The following is a 16044-nucleotide window of genomic DNA, read 5'->3' as shown; positions in this document are numbered from 1 at the left end:
GCAGACTTCTGAGCGAAAAACAGAGCCAGAAAAAATGAAAATAGTTAGAAGGGAGAGTTGACACTCGATCCCGCCAATCCTCTCAAGTCATTGAAAAGAATGGCGCGAGAGACGGGGCTCGAACCCGCGACCTCCGGCGTGACAGGCCGGCGCTCTGCTTTATTTTACAAGAAAAGTTTCAACTCACGCCGAACCCAAACGGGTAGCAAAAGCTTGCAGAGTTGAAACTCCGCTACCCCCAACAGCCCACTATCCACCACCAAAAATCCCAGCCGCACAACGCGGCAGGGATCGACCTCGCGCGCCCAGACGGGCGGTAACGGAGAACGACATGCACCTAATTGAATCTCATGCGATCACGCCTGAACGCGACCGCACCGGCCACACCTGTGTGGGTCTTATCGACGTGGAAATCTCCCCCGAGATCCGACTCTACAAGTTGCGCTTGCTCCGTATGCGAGACGGCCGTCACCGCATCTATGCTCCCTATGCGGGCCGCCACCTCGCGGCATCATTCTCGGCGGATCTGGCCGAGAAACTGACCGCTATGGCTGTCGAAGCCCTGGAGCGCGGCGTATGAGTGGACAGCGCAGACCTAAAGCTCCCGCACCGCGTGTCCTCAAAGACGAGGAGGGCAACCTCGCGAAGTGGTACATTCTCGGCGCCGTCATCCAAGACGAGCGCTCGCGCATGATCCACTCCCAAGTCGCTTGGCCGATCCTAGAGCACTACTACCGGGACGCCGGCAGAGGTCGAGCAAGTTATCGCTTCTTGGCCAAGGCCACTGGCCTAACCCATGGCAGCATCAAGGTCGCTACTTCCGATCTGGTTGAGTGGGGCTATTTCACCCGGGAGGTCGGCTCCGGCAAAGCGGCCACGACCTATGTCCCAAATTGGCAAGCGGCCAAGAAGCTGTTCGAGGCTGGCCCGCTTAGTGTTCTACAGCCGCAGAGCGCTCTACAGCCACAGAGCGCTCCGCCACTGCCGTGCGTTCTACCACCGCGGAACACTGACGTTCTACCGTCACCGAACGCTACGAACGATAGCGTTCTACCGCCACCGAACAAAACCTTGCTTATAGACCCGGTTATTACCGGGGTTATAAAGCAAGAGGGTAGCAGGGAAGACGCCGTTGGCGCTGGCCTTGCGGCCGCGCCCGTCGCCTTCCCGCTCCCAGTGCAATGGACGATTGTTGGCGCAGGGCTGAACGACAACGAAGGCGAGCCGTTCTTTTTCATCGACATGCAGAATGAAGACGGCAGCGCAACAGCAGACGACTACTTCGTTCTGGAGCTTATGCCCGATGGCACACCGTTCGATGAGGCGGCGACCGGACGGTTTCAGGCTCTCCTCACCTACGGCGAGACCCAGAGCGCGCCAGAGGGTATCGAAGACCTAATCGGCGTGCGCGTTTGGGCATCCGGCGACCCTGGCGACATGATCTATATGAGCTCGCTCGCGGCATATTCGCTTCTGCATGAAAACGACAACGATACTCACGAACCGCTGAGCATACGCAATCCGCCGCGCTTCAAGCCGAACCCGAACGCTCCTTGGCGCAGGGTAGCGTCTGTGGCTTGAGGCACCAGCCACGTACATCAGTGAGTGCCTCGCTCATGATTGAGCGGGGCACATCTGCCGGACTAGGAGAATGCTAGTCGAACTGCGCTGGGTGCGTCAGTTTCTTGCCTGTTCGAAATACGGATTTTCGGGGAAGTCACCTATCATGCAAGCCGCGAACGCTCGCGTTCCTTCCCGATAATCAAGCCGCTGGCAAGCAGCCCGGCGATCGGCTTCCGGAAACGATGCGACGTAGCCCGGGCCCGGCTTCAACAGCGCCGCGGACGGCTCGAGCGAGGCTTGCGACCCGCTGGCCATTCGCATGGGAGCCTGCCGCACCACCGGCTGCGGACTCATGAGAACGGCCGTCGATGATGACGACACGACGACGTCTCTGTCGCGAGTTGTAGAACAGCCGGCCATGGCCAAGGCTGCGGTGAGGACAAGGATAGTTTTGTGCATGTGAAATACCTCCGCCGGGCAAACCGATGGTGATGTTGTTTGTTCCCAACGAGGTCTTGTTCGCTACCGCCCCTCGGTGGCCAACCAGTCGAGGGCATCCTCGAGCCGGTCGTCGCCCCAAAAAATTTCCTGCCCGACTACAAAGGTAGGCGACCCAAAAATGCCAAGCGATCGGGCTGCATCGGTCTCAGCCTCTACTTGCTGCAGTATCTCGCCAGAGTTGGCCAGCGCGACCACCTGCTCTGGATCTTTGTCTAGGCCGTGGAGCACAGCCTCCGTGTTCTGATCGACGCCAGGAATCTTTCCCTCAAGGAACCAAGCACGGTACGACGCCTCGGCGAAAGCTTGGCCAAAGCCTTCTAGGCTCGCAACTGTAGCAATCCGCAATGCCTTCAACTCCGGATCTACGGGATAAGGGGGTTGTCCGCTCCACGGCAGCCCGTGGCGCTGTGCTCGACGCTCAATGTCGCGCCACATGTACCTAGCCTTGATAGGCTTTTTGGCGAATGGAACGTTGTCCATTTCAATCATGATGGCGCGGACGTTGAATGGACGCCAGCGGAGCTCCACACCGGACGCTGCAGCCAATGTCGGCGCCCGTAGTGCGGCAAGGTAGGTGTACGTGCTGCCAGGAAAATAGAACACGTCCAACGTTGCGGTCATGATGGTCCCTCCCGAAAGCAGCCTAACTCAACGGACGCTCAGTCACCATGGCACTGTGGAACAGTGGAACAGTGGAACAGTGGAACAGTGGAACAGTGGAACAGTGGAACAGTGGAACAGTGGAACAGTGGAACAGCGCCGCCCGTGTGTCGCGACAGATCAAGCCTAAAAAGAACGGCAGCAGGGGATAAGTGGGCTCAGTTGCGCTGGCAGTTTCAAAAACGCAGCCGCACACTGAATGCAATAGGGGCGAGAAGACCCTCTAGCACCATCATTAACCCGCTGAACGCCGCCTTGAGCGCCGACGGCGGAGCCATGAACCGAAGGAACAATGATGAACGCCTTGCACCAGCTAACCGTTGTACCGGCCTGCACGCCGGCTAACGAGAATCACCGGCCAGATGGCGCCCACCAGTGGCCCGCATATGACCGCCTCAAGGCCGGGCGACTTATGCGCACTACAGCAGAGAACTCTCGAGCGCTGTTGTCCCTGTGCCGTCTGCGTCACGATCTGGTGGCAATGGAAGGACAGGGAGCAGAAGCAACCTATCGCTCAGAGAACGCGATGATCGATGAAGATGTGAGGCGGTTCGGCGTCCCGGTTCATGTGGAGCGCGTCACAGCAGAGCACATCGTGGCGTTGCATATGACAGGTGATCTCGAGTACCGGACGGCGCCCAATGGTCAAGTGCTGCCCTTTAAGCTGGATGGCGAGAAGGCGTACCAGCTTGAAGATCGCTACCGAAGTGTAGAGGGGCCAGCTAAGCCCGGCCACAGCCCCGAAGTTGATGCTGAACTCAACGCGCGGTATTGCGGAGCTCATTGGCCTTCGGCCCCAGGAGCGGCCAGAGTGGCTCGCGAACTGTTCTCTGGCGCCCAAATGAAATCCTCACCGGCAGCCCGTGCAATGCACTCCCCCGAAAGGGCAATGGTGAAGTCGATCTACGCGCGGAAAACCGTTGCCTTTTTAAAAGGTGGAATTCCTTCGTCGTTATGGCGAGTTTTGGAGATGGCTGCCACCGGCTCGACCTCCGAGTCTGTCGGGCAGTCCCGAGGCCATTATGGGAAGTACGGTTCTGCCGTTGGCACCGAGCTCGTGCGCGTCGCGCTGGAGGCTTTGATGGAATTGTACGCGGAGTACGACGGATGCCACCAAGAACTCGCCTCGTAGCCTTTCTTCTACGAAGGGCTCAGGTCAGCAGTCTCTTCAAGGTGCAAGTTTTGCAAGGCGTCGCGCCAACACGAGGCCATCCTTCGGGGTGGCCTTTCTTTTTGCCCGCACCATTCGGGCCACCCGAAACCCGAAGGGCAGAATCATGCAATTGGACAATCCCATTTTCAACGCGGCTGAAGTCGCCGAAATCATTGACGTTAAACCCAGTGCCATTCGCGACTGGCGAGACCGGGGCCTATCGCTCTTCATCGGCACCAAGGTTGATCATCTGGTTGAATATACCGTGCGGGAAGCGGCTGTGGCAGCGATTACTCGCGATCTGATTCACCTCAATTTTCCCCTGCGAATGGCCGCTCAAGCCGCATGTGCCCTGTTGGAGGTGAACCCGGAACCGGAAGTTGTATTCCGCGGCGGTCCAGAGGAGATCGCGTTGCTGACGCCAAGTGCAGGCACTGGCTTTGTTGTTCATCGCGAGATGCTGCGAGCGCCAGAAGTTCATTGCGCGTCCATTGTTCTAAAGGTGGGTGATATCTGGGCGCGTACCCTGCAAAGGGCAGAGGCGGTGTACAAGCGCCAGTCAGCAGCCGCCTGATGCCCGGCACCACCCCACCCTTAGGTTCTCCAGGGCCACCCCCGGCCACTGCCGGTGCGACGGCCCGCCTGTTGGCTAGGTATGAGTTTTTCAATGCGTTTTCGCTTTCGCACCCCATCAGAAGCAAAGTCATGAACCAAATCCGCGGCAAAGCCGTCAATCAGGTTGAAATTGCCCGTATTTTGGGTGTTTCAGTCGTCACCATTCGAACTTGGGAAAAGGAAAGTCTGCCCGTCTGCACGAAGGGCAGGAAGGGCATAGCTGCAACTTACGACACTCGAGCTGTAATCGACTGGTTCGCAACACGCGACCCATCAAGGTATCGCCCATGAGCTACTTCAGCAAAGAATGCTGCAGTCGGCCGGTAAGCGGTGGCTTCACTTACGACATGGTCGAGAGCCCTATCTCGCCCTTTAGCGGCGCGATTGTTGATATTGATGTAGTGCCGCCCTCGGCCTCTATGGACGTGGCGGCCCATGAGGCTGGCCATGCCTTGGCCCATCATCTCTTCGGTCGGCGCCTATCGGAGGTTCGAGTTACCGAGCCCGCGCAGTGCCAGTCCCTGTCCGAACCGCGCCCGCTCTCTCGGCAGCAATCAATTGCTATCAAGCTGGCTGGAATGGTTGCCGAAGACCGGCTCGAAGGCGTGGTCATACACAGCACCGGCTTTCACCTTCGGAGATACTTCGACAAGATCCGAGCCCTGCACCTAGGGCCATGCGACACTTGCCAAGCGGTTCTATGTGCCATCGGCGGAGTTGGTGCCGACGCGGGCAATGGTGCCGCTTTTCGATTTTACCGACGCGCCGAAAACCTGGCGATCGAAATGATGGCCGACGGCTACGCCTGGGCAGGCGTGCAGGCACTCGCCTACAGGCTGATGACAAACGGCATCGTTGACGGCGAAACAGCCCATTCTGTCCTGTCCCAACACGTTGAGTTCGGCGCGTACGCCGATAAGGAAACCCATGTTTGACAAATTACGAGCACTGCTGAAGTCCAACAACTCCAACGATATCGCGGAGGCACTTGCCAGCATTGACATCCCATCCCTAGAGGGCGCCCTGGAAATCGCACGGTCTCGACGAGCCGACCTTTTGCTCACCGGATCCAAGCAAGACATTTTGGCCGCAGAGGCGGTCATCGACGAAGCTCGCATTGATTTGGATCGGGCCGTGGCCGCGACTGCCGAGCTATCGCGGCGGCTTGAGGTCTCTCGTGCCGAAGAATCCGCAGCCGCATTTTTCGGGCGTTATGAAGCAGCCGTTTCCGTGAGGGATGCTGCGGTTAGCCGCATTCGATCGGAATACCCAGACCTTGCACGCAAACTACAAGCTCTTGCCGAGGCCGAGGAGGCCGCCGACAAAGCGATCGAAGAAGTCAATGAGGAGCTTGCGATATCCGGGGTCGAGTATGGCCGGCCAACGCTGAGAAACGTTTCGCACGACTTCTGGCACGAAGAATATGTGGACCAACCCACGCTGCGCGACTCCATTTCCCTGCCTCCCATGGGGGATTTGCCGGCGTGGGGTAGAACTCTTGGCTGGCTCACCCGGACGAAAGCTTTCGCCCTCTTCGGCATTGGTGGCCCCGTCGACGACGGCATTCCAAAGCACCAGTTCTTCTGAGGCCGTGATGACAACAAGCAAGATGGTTCCTGTCCCAAAGGGCTATGGTGCGGTTCAGGTCCGCGCCTCCACGCTCAACGAGGCAGATCGCACGGTGGAAATCATTTGGGCGGCCGGTGCACAGGTAAAGCGCTGGGCGCCTGAGATCGGCGAATACATCGAAGAACTTTCGATGGATCCTGCGCACATTAGGCTGGAGCGCTTTCAGGCCGGCATGAGTCTGCTAGATGCTCACGCCGCCGCTTCGATGGACAGCAGGCTCGGCACCGTCATCGTCAGCTCCGTCCACATCAGCGGCGGCAAAGGTTTCGCCACGGTCAAGCTGTCACGCAAGAGGGCGGCCGAAGAGCTCATGCAGGATCTTCGCGATGGGCATCCATTCCCGGTGTCGGTCGGATATCGAACCCACGAGTACGTGCGGGTAGAAACGGAAGGTGCGTTGCCAGTGTTGCGAGCCGTAGACTGGGAGCCGTTTGAGCTCTCCGCGGTGCCCGTGCCCGCCGATGGGGGTGCTCACTCGCGGGCGGCAGATGGTGAAGGCACCGAATGCCGGGTCGTCAGCTTGCCAGCCAGCCAGGTGGCGCGCAGGGTGCTTGCGCGGATGAAGATGCGGCAGGCGACCTTGATGGCCTAGAAAAAGGCCCCGGCTGCTGCGAAGCGCCAGGGCCGGATTCAAGTTAGGGACACTCTGGTAGTGAAAGCAGATTGTCGTTCCACTCACCGTCCGCATAGGTTCGAACGTATTTTCCGGTTGACCCATCCACCACGCCAATGTTGCCGCGATTACCTTGAACGAGAGTATAGAAGGTGTTTGTCTTAGCTTCGATGGATGCAATGACCTCTGCTCGGGTCCACTTCCACCCGCCATTCGCCGAGTTCGCATTGCCCAAGTGGGTGATGCCCTCATATGAACTGTTGCGGTCCTTCTTGTTTATGCACGCTACCAATACGTCGGCCATTTTGAACCTCGTTTGACGCTAATGGGGACGTGATAGCACATAGCCGGTCCATAAACGGAACAAACTAGCACTTGTGAACAGGAAATAGGTTACGCACCCTCCTAGAATGTTCCGTGTCAGAGGGCCTAGCAGCGTCGGCGCTTTCCGACTCCCTTCTGTGCAACGCAGTCTGTGGCCACGGGACAGGAATTCGTTGCGTTCTTGCTTTGTTCCGATATAGTATATTTTGTCGTAGTTGCTTAAAGTCCCCGCTGCAAATAGGGGGAACAGTTTTGCTCATCGAAAACTTACAAATCGGCCGAATCGTTATGCATGAGATCTTCCGGAGGGGTGAGGATCGGCAAAAAGTCACTCCTACCTATGGAACGGAGCTTGAGCGACTGAGCGAAATGGCGCTGGCACAATTTAGAGCGCGTATAACCGATGCGCTTTCCGCACAGTCCAAGAGCATGGAAATGCGAATCGTGCGGGAGGGCCAGGGGTCCGTCGTAGAGGCCGCAGGTAACTTACTGGCGTCGACCGACGAAGAGTTCCTCGATCGGTCGAAGGTGATTGCTGATCTTCTGGCCGATGCACAAATGGCGCGGAGTTACCCGGGCGGGATGGTCCTAGTTTTCGATGGCACTTTTGGTGCGCCGGAGAACCCATTTCTCGGAATTATAAAAGCTGAGACGCAATCTGGCTTTCGGCGTAGTAAAAATGCTGAAGCCGTAATCACCGAATTTCTAGAGAACATCTTTCTCACCCCAGCAACCAGGCTCTTCAAGGTCGGGTTTTTGGTGCACCCCGATGCCCCTCAAGAAGACGAATCTTGGCGCGCATTTGTTTTTGACAGCAACATAACTGCAAGCCACCGCGAAGGCGCTGCCCAGTATTTCTATGAAGCTTTCCTTGGATGTACGTTCCCCGAAAACGGCAAGTATGAGACGGTGAAATTCTTCGACCTAACCAGGGAGTTCGTGCGACAGGCGCAGATCTCTCCTGAAGCGAAACGCGATTTGGGCGATGCGCTGTATACATTCGTGAAAACAGAACAGTCACCAACTTTCACGTCCCAAGAATTTAGTGAGTCGTACCTGCCGGTTGAGCTCCGAGATCCATTTGCGCGCTTCCTGGAGGCAAAGCAGTTCCCCAACCGAGCAGTTGTTCGGGACACTTCAGACATGGGGGCTCGTCTGCGGCGGAGAAGATTCAAGTTTGGGACCGATATTGAACTGACCGCATCCCCACAGGCCATTCAGGACAGGACTGCCGTTATCGAAGAGGGGCCAGCAACGGATTTTGGCGGCGAGGGTGACGAGATGTGGACACGCATAACGATCAGGCGGCCCATGACCGATCAAACATGAACAGCGAAGAGGGCTTTCTCGCAAAGTGGCAAGCTGAAAAGCAAGCTTACCTCGCATGGGGCGATTTCGTTGCTGCAAAGATTGTCGATCTGCTGCGCGCCAACATGAAAATAGCTGACACTGGCCTGTTTTTGCGATTGCCGGTTTCACCGCGTCTAAAGGCCGACGAGTCGCTGGTTCAGAAAGCCTTCCATCGGGGTAAGGGCTATGGTGACCCTTACAACGCGATCGAAGATAAAGTGGGTATACGTTTTGTGGTCTTAACCTCAGATGACATCGCTGCAGTAGAGTCCGCGATTGTAGACGGTGGGCTTCCTTATTGGACCTTCGAGAAGGCTCGTGACTTTTTGGCGGAGCGAGATGCCCGACCAATGGAGTTTGGTTATCAATCCGTCCACTACGTGGTTCGCTCGAAACTAGGATTAAATTTCGGGGGCATACCAATTCCTGAATACTTGCCCTGCGAGATTCAGATCCGCACCTTGCTACAGCATGCCTACAGCGAATTGACCCATGACACGCTTTACAAGCCAAGCGTGAAAGCCACGCCAGACATGCAAAGGGCCGCAGCGAAGAGCATGGCGCTTATCGAGGCGACGGATGATTACTTCCGGCAAGTTGGTCAACTAATCCGAACTGCTGCTCAGCGGTTTGATCGAATCGCTGACGCCTTAGCGAACAGATACGCCATGACTGTCGGCAATCCGGCAGCCCCAAGTGCCCTTAATTCTCTACTTATCGACCATTACCAGAACCTCGTTGATGACGACTTTGCAGAGAAGCTAAGCGCCTGGCTGGATTCAAAACCCTTCGTTGAGAAGAATGTCCGGAGCAGGCGAGGAGCTTCTGCTCTATACCGGGTTCCGGCCGTGTTGATGGTCTATTACTGCGCCTCACACTTCTCGGCTGCCGCAATGTACGACACACCTCTAACAGAGGCGGAGCTCGCGCCTATCTACTCAGATTTGGGGAAGTCCATGCACGGATAGCGATCCAATCCGGAGGCCAAATATCGACAACCCGCCCAACCAGGCGGGTTTTTCTTTACCCACCATTCCACCCCGCCTTGAGCGGGTTTTTTCATGCCCACAAGGAGTGCCTATGGCCCCCACCATCTTTACCCCAACCGCGCCCGTCACGGTGCGCGGGAAGACCTATGCTGCCCTGACGTTCAGCCGTCCCGCCGGTCTAGCCGACATCCAGACCTTTATGCGGTACAAGGAACCGAAACGAGCCGTCTGCGCCGCTCTGGGCCAGATGGCAGGCGTACCCGGTTCGGTGGTCGCTGCACTTTCGGACAAGGACTTTGTGCGGCTAGAGCGCGAAACCCGCCACCTGTTCGCGGTGGCGTAATGGCCCGTTTACGTTCAGAACTCGAACTCTCACTCGTCGACAAGGTATCCCGACCCGCGCGCCGGGTCGAACAAAACCTAGAGAATCTGCGCAACCAACAGCGTCGCAATGAAGAGATGTTCAATCGGCATCGCAACGCCATGGCTACGACGGCGGTCGCGGCTTATGCGTTGGCGTCGGCTGTCCGCGTTCCAATCCAGTCGGCGATCGACTTCGAGTCGAAGCTGGAGGACATCAACCAAAAGGTCGGCACTACCAAGGAAGGCTTGACCGAAATCGGCGCGCAAGCCCGAACGCTCGGCCTGGACACCGCCGTCGGTGCTGCGCAAATCGCTGAGGCAATGGACGGGCTGATGGCCGGTGGCCTCGACACGCAAACCGCGCTTGCCGTGGCTAGTCCGCTTGGCAAGGTCGCAACGGCTTACGGCGCCGACGTGCAGGAGATGGTGTCGCTGTCCACAGCCCTGTTGACCAACATGGACATCACCGCCGCCGATATGGAGGGCGCCTTTGACGTCATGTCGACCGGAGGTAAGCTGGGTCGGTTTGAACTGTCCGATATGGCGGGCTCATTCGAAGAGGTTACAGCGGCTGCGCAGTCGCTCCGCATATCCGGCAGGGCCGGTCTAGCCGATCTTACTGCGGCCCTCCAGGTTGCCCGCATGGGTGCAGGCTCTGGTTCGCAGGCTGTGACGAACCTCAGCAACTATATGTCGAAGCTCATGGCGCCCGACGCCATTAAAAAGTTTGGCGAGGCCGGCGTTGATATCGTCGGATCGGTCAACCAGGCCATTGCTGAAGGGCATAGCCCAATTGAACACACCATCGGCATTCTCGACCGGCTCACAGAAGGCGGAAAACAGGATTTGCTCGGCAAGTACTTCGCCGACGCCGAGGTTCAAAAGTTCATCCGCCCGATGATTCAGAACCTCGAGCTTTACCGAAGCATCCGAGAGGAAGCGCTTGGCGCAGATGGCGTCATTCAGCGCGACTTTAATTCCCGAATGGGCACCTCTGGGGGCGTTCTGGTCCGCTTTGAGGCAAGCGTCCAAGAGCTCAACCTGGCCGTGGGTGGCGCGTTGCTGCCAAAGCTAACCGAGTTTGTGGAATCGGTCACCCCAATGATCGATGGCGTCTCTAAGTTCGTTACCGCCAACGAGGATCTCGTTGCTGCCGTCATCGAAATCACCGCTGCACTGATCGGCTTGCGCCTTCTAGCGTCTGCTGGGGGAATGGCTGGAGCCTTGATGGGCATCGGCGGGGGCGCTACGGCCGGAGCCGGTGCGGGCGCCATTGCTGGGGCTGGTGGCCTCGCGGCGGGCGCAACTGCTCTGAGCCAGAAGTTCCTCGGTACAGCGTTCGGCAAGATGGCCGGTGGCCTGGCGATCTTTGAGGCGGCGAAACTCGCCAACTCGATGGGCGTGGGCGAGGGTTTCGGTGGAGAAAAATCCGTCCACCACAATATCGTTCACGCTCTAGACCCCACCCTCGCAAAAATCCTCTACGAGGGATTTGACCCCCGCGCAGGGATGGGAATGAACGGATACGACTCCGGGCTTGTATCCCCCGGTCAAGACCCCGCCACGGTAGCTCGAAGCGAGCGCATCGCTGCCCTCCGTGCTGACATTGAGCGGATAGAAAACGCCAACTTGCCGACCCCGTCAGTCGACCTGCACTTTATGCGGATCGAACTTGAAGAACTTGAGGCCGCCGCACTGGCGGCAGGCGTTGCGTCTGGTCAAAACCTGGCCGACGGCATTGGCTCGCAAGAGTCATCCGTTTCGGCGCATATGGCGGCAATCTTGGAGCGCCTGCGCATCATGGCAGCCGCAGGCGTCAACATCCCGGTCCAGATCAATGGCCCGCGCGCATTGCCCGGTCCAAGCCGCATGATCGATGCGCCTGGCAACTTCAATCCGCCTTCAATGCCTACGCGAACGCAGGGGCAAAGCGGGCAGGTAGGCAACACTACCACAGTGGGTGACGTCCACGTCCATGTTCAGAACCCGACCAACGCCGATCCGAGGCAGATGGCTCGACTGATGGGCGAGGAAGTTGGCAAGTCCGTTCGTGCTGCCAAATCGAACTATGGCTCGATGGGCTGACAACAAAAGACCGGCCTTTCGCGGGGCAATGTGAAAGGTCGGTCAGGTTCCGCCGGATCAGGGAGGAGAGGTGACCCAGCGGCAGAGTCAGGGTCGACAACCGATGTCCACGTTCGCGGTTGCCTTCGATTCAATATGAACGGCGGCACTTGGTTGCCGCGTACATACACGGATTAATGTGGCATGCCCCAACGGCTAGAGGTTCGGCGCTACTATGGCGCATGCCTCGATGAACTGCTTCACGGCTTTCGACGAACCGCGCGCTGAGACTGTGACCGTCATCGGCTCGTCACTTGTGATCAGGTCAAGTCCAACCGAGATCTTGCTGTCCGCCTCTCCAAAGTCGCGGATGGCATCGGCGACTGTCGCCTCGTCATCGTAGCTGAAGCCGACGTATTTATCGTTGTGGCGGTAGATGCTGGTCTTGCTCGTAAAGCGTTCGCCATTGTCGCCTTTGAAGACGATGTCCCCCGCGTCCATCGGCTGGGTGATGCTGCTCGCGTCTCCGGCAGCCTCAATGTAGGCCAAATATACGGCATCTGGACCTACGCACTTTGCATAGATGCTCGCGTTCATGGATATCATGCTGACCATCACGGCCGTTTTGTTGTCGGAGAACAGATCATCCTCAACGGTGGTCATCCACTCTGCTTGAGCACCTGCTGTGGTTAGCGTGAGAGTTGCAACGACAATGGCCAGCTTGGACTTGATAGACATGTATTCCCCCAACGAATGCTAATCAGTAGCGCGCCTGAGCCGCTCTTTGCAATGGAGCCGGAGGCAAATGGTGTACGGCCCCCTGGGTAGGGTCCCAACCACCCCCGCCGGGGTGGTCTTGCGGGTAGGGATCGCCGACCTTGCGCTCGCTGCAAGAAAAATTAAAACGGCATTTCTTTCCTTTTGAGGGATGCAAGAGCGGCTGTGCCGGCGCCGGGGTGGCCCGTACAGGTTGAGTTCACAGCGTTTTGGACTGACGCCCCCAATGACTCAGAAAAAGGAAATCCCCCTCGGCTACACCGGCTCGATACTAGCGATAGCGCGCTCGAGCAGGGATATGGGCTTGCGTTCGGTTGAGTACCCATTGGCTGCTCGCTGGAATACTACGAAGCCGTCGGAGCATAGGTCCGCTGACAGCGTCCTAAGGTCGCGCGTGTCTTCACCGTTGAACGACTGACCAGAGTGCAGGGTGAACTTATAGGATGGCATGATTGCTCTCTTTGATCTGCCGCAGGGCGGGAAGCCTCCGGCTCCCTGCACCCCATAAGTCTTTCCGCGAGATTCTCAAGCGAGAACGGGGCGGAGCTAAAATAGGTTGGTCGAGGGCGAGCAATGGGCACTTGTAACCGAAAGGTGCACATACCGCGTTCCTTGAAAAACCGTAGTCGGCCGCCCGGGCCAGCCATCCACATTTGCCGTGAATAGACTTGAAGTAAACTCACCAGTCGAACGAGAGAGTTCAACCTCGATGAACCGGTCGTAACCCTCGGAATGGATGGACTTCAGCACATAGAACGACCTGAGAGCAGTTTCTGTCATCTCTGAAACGGGGGCCCCGTCGAACTCATGTTCGTCGCTAGCAAGGCGACCAGGGTATATTTGCAGCCCGAAATCGACGTCCCAACGAACTTCCGCGGCTCCGCTCATCTCGCCGACACAACGGAGTGTCGCCAATGCCTGCTCTCCGGCTGCCTTTTCCTTGCCGGATGAAGGCAGTGCGATCACGAGCAAGAAGAAAATTAAGGACCCGCATTTTCGAAGCATTCGGTGATTTCCGTTTCTCGATGGCCCTGACGGCGCTCACAGTCCGCGGGGCAGAGCAGCCGAACTTATGCGAAGACTCCCGCTGGCGGCTAGATGTTCAGTTCGCTGGGATGCTCGGATCAACACGCTCGATCATTGGGATAATTGGCTCTAGTCTAGGTGCTTCACCCAGTGATCTTCCGACACGATGGAGATCGGGAATCCTTGCTCCCGCCACTCCACTGCTTGAAGGATTTTGTTGCCGAAGGACGAGTGCTTCCATGATTCGGTGGCGTACACCCCGATAACCAACACATTTGTCTTCTGGGCGATGCCGCCGGCGCTGGCGCCTCGTTCGATGACTGCTGCTTCGCAGTGTTTCCGCTGACCGAAATTAAAGGTCCCGGTAAAGGTGTAGCGCAGTCCAGGGAAGGTCAGTGATGGTGAGGGTTGGCATATTGGAAGCGTGCTGGCCTTCAAGGGCTCGCCAATCTCAAAGTCCCCGCTGGAGAATCGGCTCAGGGTTTCGAAAAGTTCAACCTTCTCGTCTTCGTCAGCCACGCCATCCGAAAGGATCTCGTTGATCCGCCGGTAAAGCATGCGGATAAGCGGTTGACCACTAACCTCAACATTCGCCGCCAGCCATTTCTGCAGGAATTCTGCTTCGGCTTGGTTTATTTGCCCATCGGCAATCAAACCACGAGCAATCCCGATGAGCTCGTCGACCTGCCGACTTTCAATGCGGTCACCACCTACCGTGTTGTAGAATTCGCCGTTCATTATCCCCCCTCGGAGTCGCATCGAGGCGGTCCCAAAACCATGCCCCCTAAACACCCCCGTTACCTCTTCAAGATGAGCCAAATATCCGGCACTTCGCAACACTTATATTGAACTTAGGAAAAGCGATCATCAGATTACTGGTCCGATGGCAAAGTATGCCTTTTCGCATAATTCTAGGCAGCAGTATTGGGTGGGGTGTCTCCGGCAAGAAGCGCGCCGATCGTGGCGATGGTCCGGTGAGTGAATGTTGATACAGTCTTGAGGTCAGAGTCCATTTCAGCCGGCCTGGCGATGTCAATCCAAGCCAAATTGCCCGACTTCTTAACCACCGATCGCTCGCCATAGAAATGGCGATCCCAGTGGTCTCGATATCGGTGTTGCTGACCCTCGTTGTCCGTAACGATCTCCTCGATGAGGATCGCGCCTCGGGGTACTGGGCCGTAGAGTGACACTTCGATGTTCAGCGCTGGGGCAGCGTCTCTAACTAAATCCACCTGGGCTTGCTCCAACTCCTCCGCTGCTCTTTGCAGGGATCCATTCGAAGCTGCGGCGATCAGCGCCTCCAGTGCGTCAGCAAAGCTGTGGTCCGCAGGCAAGCCGATGAGCTCCGGGATGTTGACGAAGCTCGGCGCCCACTTTCCAGCGGATGATACCAGACCACCGGGGCGGCCGACTATCGTGGCGCTGTCCTTGACGTTTCGACTTCCAACTGTAGCCAACAGAAGATGGGCAGCATCCAAAGGGCTCATTCTGGCCGCATGTCGCCCCCGCCCCGAATGGGTGATGAGACCCGCTTCCCGAAGGTTCCTTAGATGTAGCGCTACTGTGGGTGCGGGGATCACCAGTGCTCCAGCTACCGTCTCTACGAGTTCCGTTGAACTGGCCATTCCGTCCCCCAAGCTGCCCTGATGTATCGTCCTATAGCACCGCGAACATCTCTTCCAATGTTTTTTACGCATTGGAGCTTGACGCGACTCTTCTACTGCGTATAACTCTGTGGAGAGTTGTCGCGCTTTGTGACGACCCCCAAGGACCCCATCTCTATGACCACCCCCGCCGAAGACTTTCTCTTTGAATCCGAAAACGAGATTTGCGCTGCTCGTGACTACCTCATTGCCATTTGCGCCGCTTTGACCGGCATGAAGGAAATGGACCAGACGCAGACTGCCGCCATATTCCGCATGGCCGATAACGCGCTGGGTGCGGTCAAGAAGATGGAGACCAACTTCACGGAAGCTTCTCAAGCCACGTTTGACGCCAACGCCGCCTCGCTGGCGGCATAAGGAGGAAATATGAGTACCATCGACCTTACTGGCCGTGATGATTTCATCATCAACAAGGCCTTGGCCTACGCCGTCGTCTGTATCCAGAACCTTCCAAAAGAGAGGCGTCCGAACTCGGATATGTCTGACATGCTCGACATCCTCCGCCACCGGGCATCGCCTGAGGCCGTTGCGGTCTTCGCGAGCTCTGCTGAAATCAGCACCGGCCTCACCGGGGACTTTTTGGAGGAAGTCGAACCCGACCGCTTGGGAGAAATTCCAAGTCCGGACAAATTCGAGTTCAACAACCGGTTCGCGGAAATGCACACAACACTCTCGTCGGCCACCGAGGAGGCCGGTCTCCCTTCTAACGGACTGCTCTAGCCAAGCTCATTAACACCCCGGCTTCGGCTGGGG

20 protein-coding genes are annotated in these 16044 nt (G+C 57.5%); 14 read left to right on the top strand and 6 right to left on the bottom strand.

What is annotated here, in order from left to right; genetic code table 11:
- Nucleotides 1-331: 331 nt before the first annotated feature.
- Both C8264_RS01925 and C8264_RS01920 read left to right on the top strand, forming a co-directional pair.
- On the top strand, nt 332-580 hold the full coding sequence (locus C8264_RS01925) for a hypothetical protein (protein WP_108459250.1): 249 nt from the start codon (nt 332-334) through the stop codon (nt 578-580).
- A complete protein-coding gene (locus C8264_RS01920) occupies nt 577-1581 on the top strand; it encodes a hypothetical protein (protein ID WP_108459249.1) in 1005 nt (334 codons plus the stop codon). The genes C8264_RS01925 and C8264_RS01920 overlap by 4 nt, the downstream gene beginning before the upstream one ends.
- Nucleotides 1582-1677: 96 nt before the next feature.
- Here the strand turns inward: C8264_RS01920 and C8264_RS01915 are convergent, their stop codons facing one another.
- Both C8264_RS01915 and C8264_RS01910 read right to left on the bottom strand, forming a co-directional pair.
- A complete protein-coding gene (locus C8264_RS01915; protein ID WP_108459248.1) occupies nt 1678-2022 on the bottom strand; it encodes a hypothetical protein in 345 nt (114 codons plus the stop codon).
- A 63-nt stretch (nt 2023-2085) separates the two neighbouring features.
- Complete coding sequence (locus C8264_RS01910; RefSeq protein WP_108459247.1) at nt 2086-2685, bottom strand: 2-hydroxychromene-2-carboxylate isomerase; 600 nt, start codon at nt 2683-2685, stop codon at nt 2086-2088.
- A gap of 565 nt (nt 2686-3250) precedes the next feature.
- Between C8264_RS01910 and C8264_RS01905 the strand changes: the two genes are divergently transcribed.
- The 6 genes from C8264_RS01905 (at nt 3251) to C8264_RS01880 (ending at nt 6713) form a co-directional block, all read left to right on the top strand.
- A complete protein-coding gene (locus tag C8264_RS01905; RefSeq protein ID WP_162783413.1) occupies nt 3251-3856 on the top strand; it encodes a hypothetical protein in 606 nt (201 codons plus the stop codon).
- 88 nt (nt 3857-3944) lie between these two features.
- On the top strand, nt 3945-4451 hold the full coding sequence (locus tag C8264_RS01900) for a MerR family transcriptional regulator (protein ID WP_162783412.1): 507 nt from the start codon (nt 3945-3947) through the stop codon (nt 4449-4451).
- A gap of 131 nt (nt 4452-4582) precedes the next feature.
- A complete protein-coding gene (locus tag C8264_RS22040) occupies nt 4583-4783 on the top strand; it encodes a terminase small subunit (RefSeq protein WP_162783411.1) in 201 nt (66 codons plus the stop codon).
- Entirely contained in the window at nt 4780-5427 is a 648-nt protein-coding gene (locus tag C8264_RS01890) for a hypothetical protein (protein ID WP_108459243.1), read from the top strand. The genes C8264_RS22040 and C8264_RS01890 overlap by 4 nt, the downstream gene beginning before the upstream one ends.
- Entirely contained in the window at nt 5420-6079 is a 660-nt protein-coding gene (locus C8264_RS01885) for a hypothetical protein (RefSeq protein ID WP_108459242.1), read from the top strand. Before C8264_RS01890 ends, C8264_RS01885 begins: the two co-directional genes overlap by 8 nt.
- Before the next feature lie 7 nt (nt 6080-6086).
- A complete protein-coding gene (locus tag C8264_RS01880; protein WP_108459241.1) occupies nt 6087-6713 on the top strand; it encodes a hypothetical protein in 627 nt (208 codons plus the stop codon).
- A gap of 43 nt (nt 6714-6756) precedes the next feature.
- Here the strand turns inward: C8264_RS01880 and C8264_RS01875 are convergent, their stop codons facing one another.
- Nucleotides 6757-7038 (bottom strand): DUF3892 domain-containing protein, encoded by a 282-nt coding sequence (locus C8264_RS01875; protein WP_108459240.1) that lies wholly within the window; start codon nt 7036-7038, stop codon nt 6757-6759.
- Between the two features lie 272 nt (nt 7039-7310).
- Between C8264_RS01875 and C8264_RS01870 the strand changes: the two genes are divergently transcribed.
- The 4 genes from C8264_RS01870 to C8264_RS01860 all read left to right on the top strand — a co-directional run bounded on the left by C8264_RS01870 (nt 7311) and on the right by C8264_RS01860 (nt 11845).
- A complete protein-coding gene (locus tag C8264_RS01870) occupies nt 7311-8387 on the top strand; it encodes a nucleoid-associated protein (RefSeq protein WP_108459239.1) in 1077 nt (358 codons plus the stop codon).
- Nucleotides 8384-9376, top strand: coding sequence for a GTP pyrophosphokinase (locus C8264_RS01865; protein ID WP_108459238.1), 993 nt, complete (start codon nt 8384-8386; stop codon nt 9374-9376). The genes C8264_RS01870 and C8264_RS01865 overlap by 4 nt, the downstream gene beginning before the upstream one ends.
- A 112-nt stretch (nt 9377-9488) precedes the next feature.
- The gene (locus C8264_RS22035; RefSeq protein ID WP_162783410.1) at nt 9489-9740 is read left to right on the top strand and encodes a phage tail assembly protein; all 252 of its coding nucleotides are present in this window, start codon (nt 9489-9491) and stop codon (nt 9738-9740) included.
- Nucleotides 9740-11845 (top strand): phage tail tape measure protein, encoded by a 2106-nt coding sequence (locus tag C8264_RS01860; protein ID WP_162783409.1) that lies wholly within the window; start codon nt 9740-9742, stop codon nt 11843-11845. The genes C8264_RS22035 and C8264_RS01860 overlap by 1 nt, the downstream gene beginning before the upstream one ends.
- A gap of 195 nt (nt 11846-12040) precedes the next feature.
- Here the strand turns inward: C8264_RS01860 and C8264_RS01855 are convergent, their stop codons facing one another.
- The 3 genes from C8264_RS01855 to C8264_RS01835 form a co-directional block, all read right to left on the bottom strand.
- The gene (locus C8264_RS01855) at nt 12041-12562 is read right to left on the bottom strand and encodes a hypothetical protein (RefSeq protein WP_108459236.1); all 522 of its coding nucleotides are present in this window, start codon (nt 12560-12562) and stop codon (nt 12041-12043) included.
- Between the two features lie 1194 nt (nt 12563-13756).
- Complete coding sequence (locus C8264_RS01840; RefSeq protein ID WP_108459487.1) at nt 13757-14365, bottom strand: BRCT domain-containing protein; 609 nt, start codon at nt 14363-14365, stop codon at nt 13757-13759.
- A gap of 173 nt (nt 14366-14538) precedes the next feature.
- Complete coding sequence (locus C8264_RS01835) at nt 14539-15114, bottom strand: hypothetical protein (RefSeq protein WP_108459233.1); 576 nt, start codon at nt 15112-15114, stop codon at nt 14539-14541.
- A 294-nt stretch (nt 15115-15408) separates the two neighbouring features.
- On the opposite strand from C8264_RS01835, the gene C8264_RS01830 reads away from it, so the two are divergent.
- Nucleotides 15409-15648 (top strand): hypothetical protein, encoded by a 240-nt coding sequence (locus tag C8264_RS01830; protein WP_162783408.1) that lies wholly within the window; start codon nt 15409-15411, stop codon nt 15646-15648.
- A gap of 9 nt (nt 15649-15657) precedes the next feature.
- On the top strand, nt 15658-16011 hold the full coding sequence (locus C8264_RS01825; protein ID WP_108459231.1) for a hypothetical protein: 354 nt from the start codon (nt 15658-15660) through the stop codon (nt 16009-16011).
- The last annotated feature ends 33 nt before the right edge of the window (nt 16012-16044 follow it).

The organism is Devosia naphthalenivorans, assembly GCF_003056355.1.
Classification (GTDB): Bacteria; Pseudomonadota; Alphaproteobacteria; order Rhizobiales; family Devosiaceae; genus Devosia; species Devosia naphthalenivorans.
The sequence above is the reverse complement of the archived record's forward strand: the minus strand, read 5'-3'. Positions and strand labels throughout refer to the sequence as shown.

Coding starts and splice junctions, on each gene's coding strand:
- C8264_RS01925 (WP_108459250.1), top strand. CDS start 332: ATGCACCTAATTGAATCTCATGCGATCACGCCTGAACGCGACCGCACC.
- C8264_RS01920 (WP_108459249.1), top strand. CDS start 577: ATGAGTGGACAGCGCAGACCTAAAGCTCCCGCACCGCGTGTCCTCAAA.
- C8264_RS01915 (WP_108459248.1), bottom strand. CDS start 2,022: ATGCACAAAACTATCCTTGTCCTCACCGCAGCCTTGGCCATGGCCGGC.
- C8264_RS01910 (WP_108459247.1), bottom strand. CDS start 2,685: ATGACCGCAACGTTGGACGTGTTCTATTTTCCTGGCAGCACGTACACC.
- C8264_RS01905 (WP_162783413.1), top strand. CDS start 3,251: ATGATCGATGAAGATGTGAGGCGGTTCGGCGTCCCGGTTCATGTGGAG.
- C8264_RS22040 (WP_162783411.1), top strand. CDS start 4,583: ATGAACCAAATCCGCGGCAAAGCCGTCAATCAGGTTGAAATTGCCCGT.
- C8264_RS01890 (WP_108459243.1), top strand. CDS start 4,780: ATGAGCTACTTCAGCAAAGAATGCTGCAGTCGGCCGGTAAGCGGTGGC.
- C8264_RS01885 (WP_108459242.1), top strand. CDS start 5,420: ATGTTTGACAAATTACGAGCACTGCTGAAGTCCAACAACTCCAACGAT.
- C8264_RS01880 (WP_108459241.1), top strand. CDS start 6,087: ATGACAACAAGCAAGATGGTTCCTGTCCCAAAGGGCTATGGTGCGGTT.
- C8264_RS01875 (WP_108459240.1), bottom strand. CDS start 7,038: ATGGCCGACGTATTGGTAGCGTGCATAAACAAGAAGGACCGCAACAGT.
- C8264_RS01865 (WP_108459238.1), top strand. CDS start 8,384: ATGAACAGCGAAGAGGGCTTTCTCGCAAAGTGGCAAGCTGAAAAGCAA.
- C8264_RS22035 (WP_162783410.1), top strand. CDS start 9,489: ATGGCCCCCACCATCTTTACCCCAACCGCGCCCGTCACGGTGCGCGGG.
- C8264_RS01860 (WP_162783409.1), top strand. CDS start 9,740: ATGGCCCGTTTACGTTCAGAACTCGAACTCTCACTCGTCGACAAGGTA.
- C8264_RS01855 (WP_108459236.1), bottom strand. CDS start 12,562: ATGTCTATCAAGTCCAAGCTGGCCATTGTCGTTGCAACTCTCACGCTA.
- C8264_RS01840 (WP_108459487.1), bottom strand. CDS start 14,365: ATGAACGGCGAATTCTACAACACGGTAGGTGGTGACCGCATTGAAAGT.
- C8264_RS01835 (WP_108459233.1), bottom strand. CDS start 15,114: ATGAGCCCTTTGGATGCTGCCCATCTTCTGTTGGCTACAGTTGGAAGT.
- C8264_RS01830 (WP_162783408.1), top strand. CDS start 15,409: ATGACCACCCCCGCCGAAGACTTTCTCTTTGAATCCGAAAACGAGATT.
- C8264_RS01825 (WP_108459231.1), top strand. CDS start 15,658: ATGAGTACCATCGACCTTACTGGCCGTGATGATTTCATCATCAACAAG.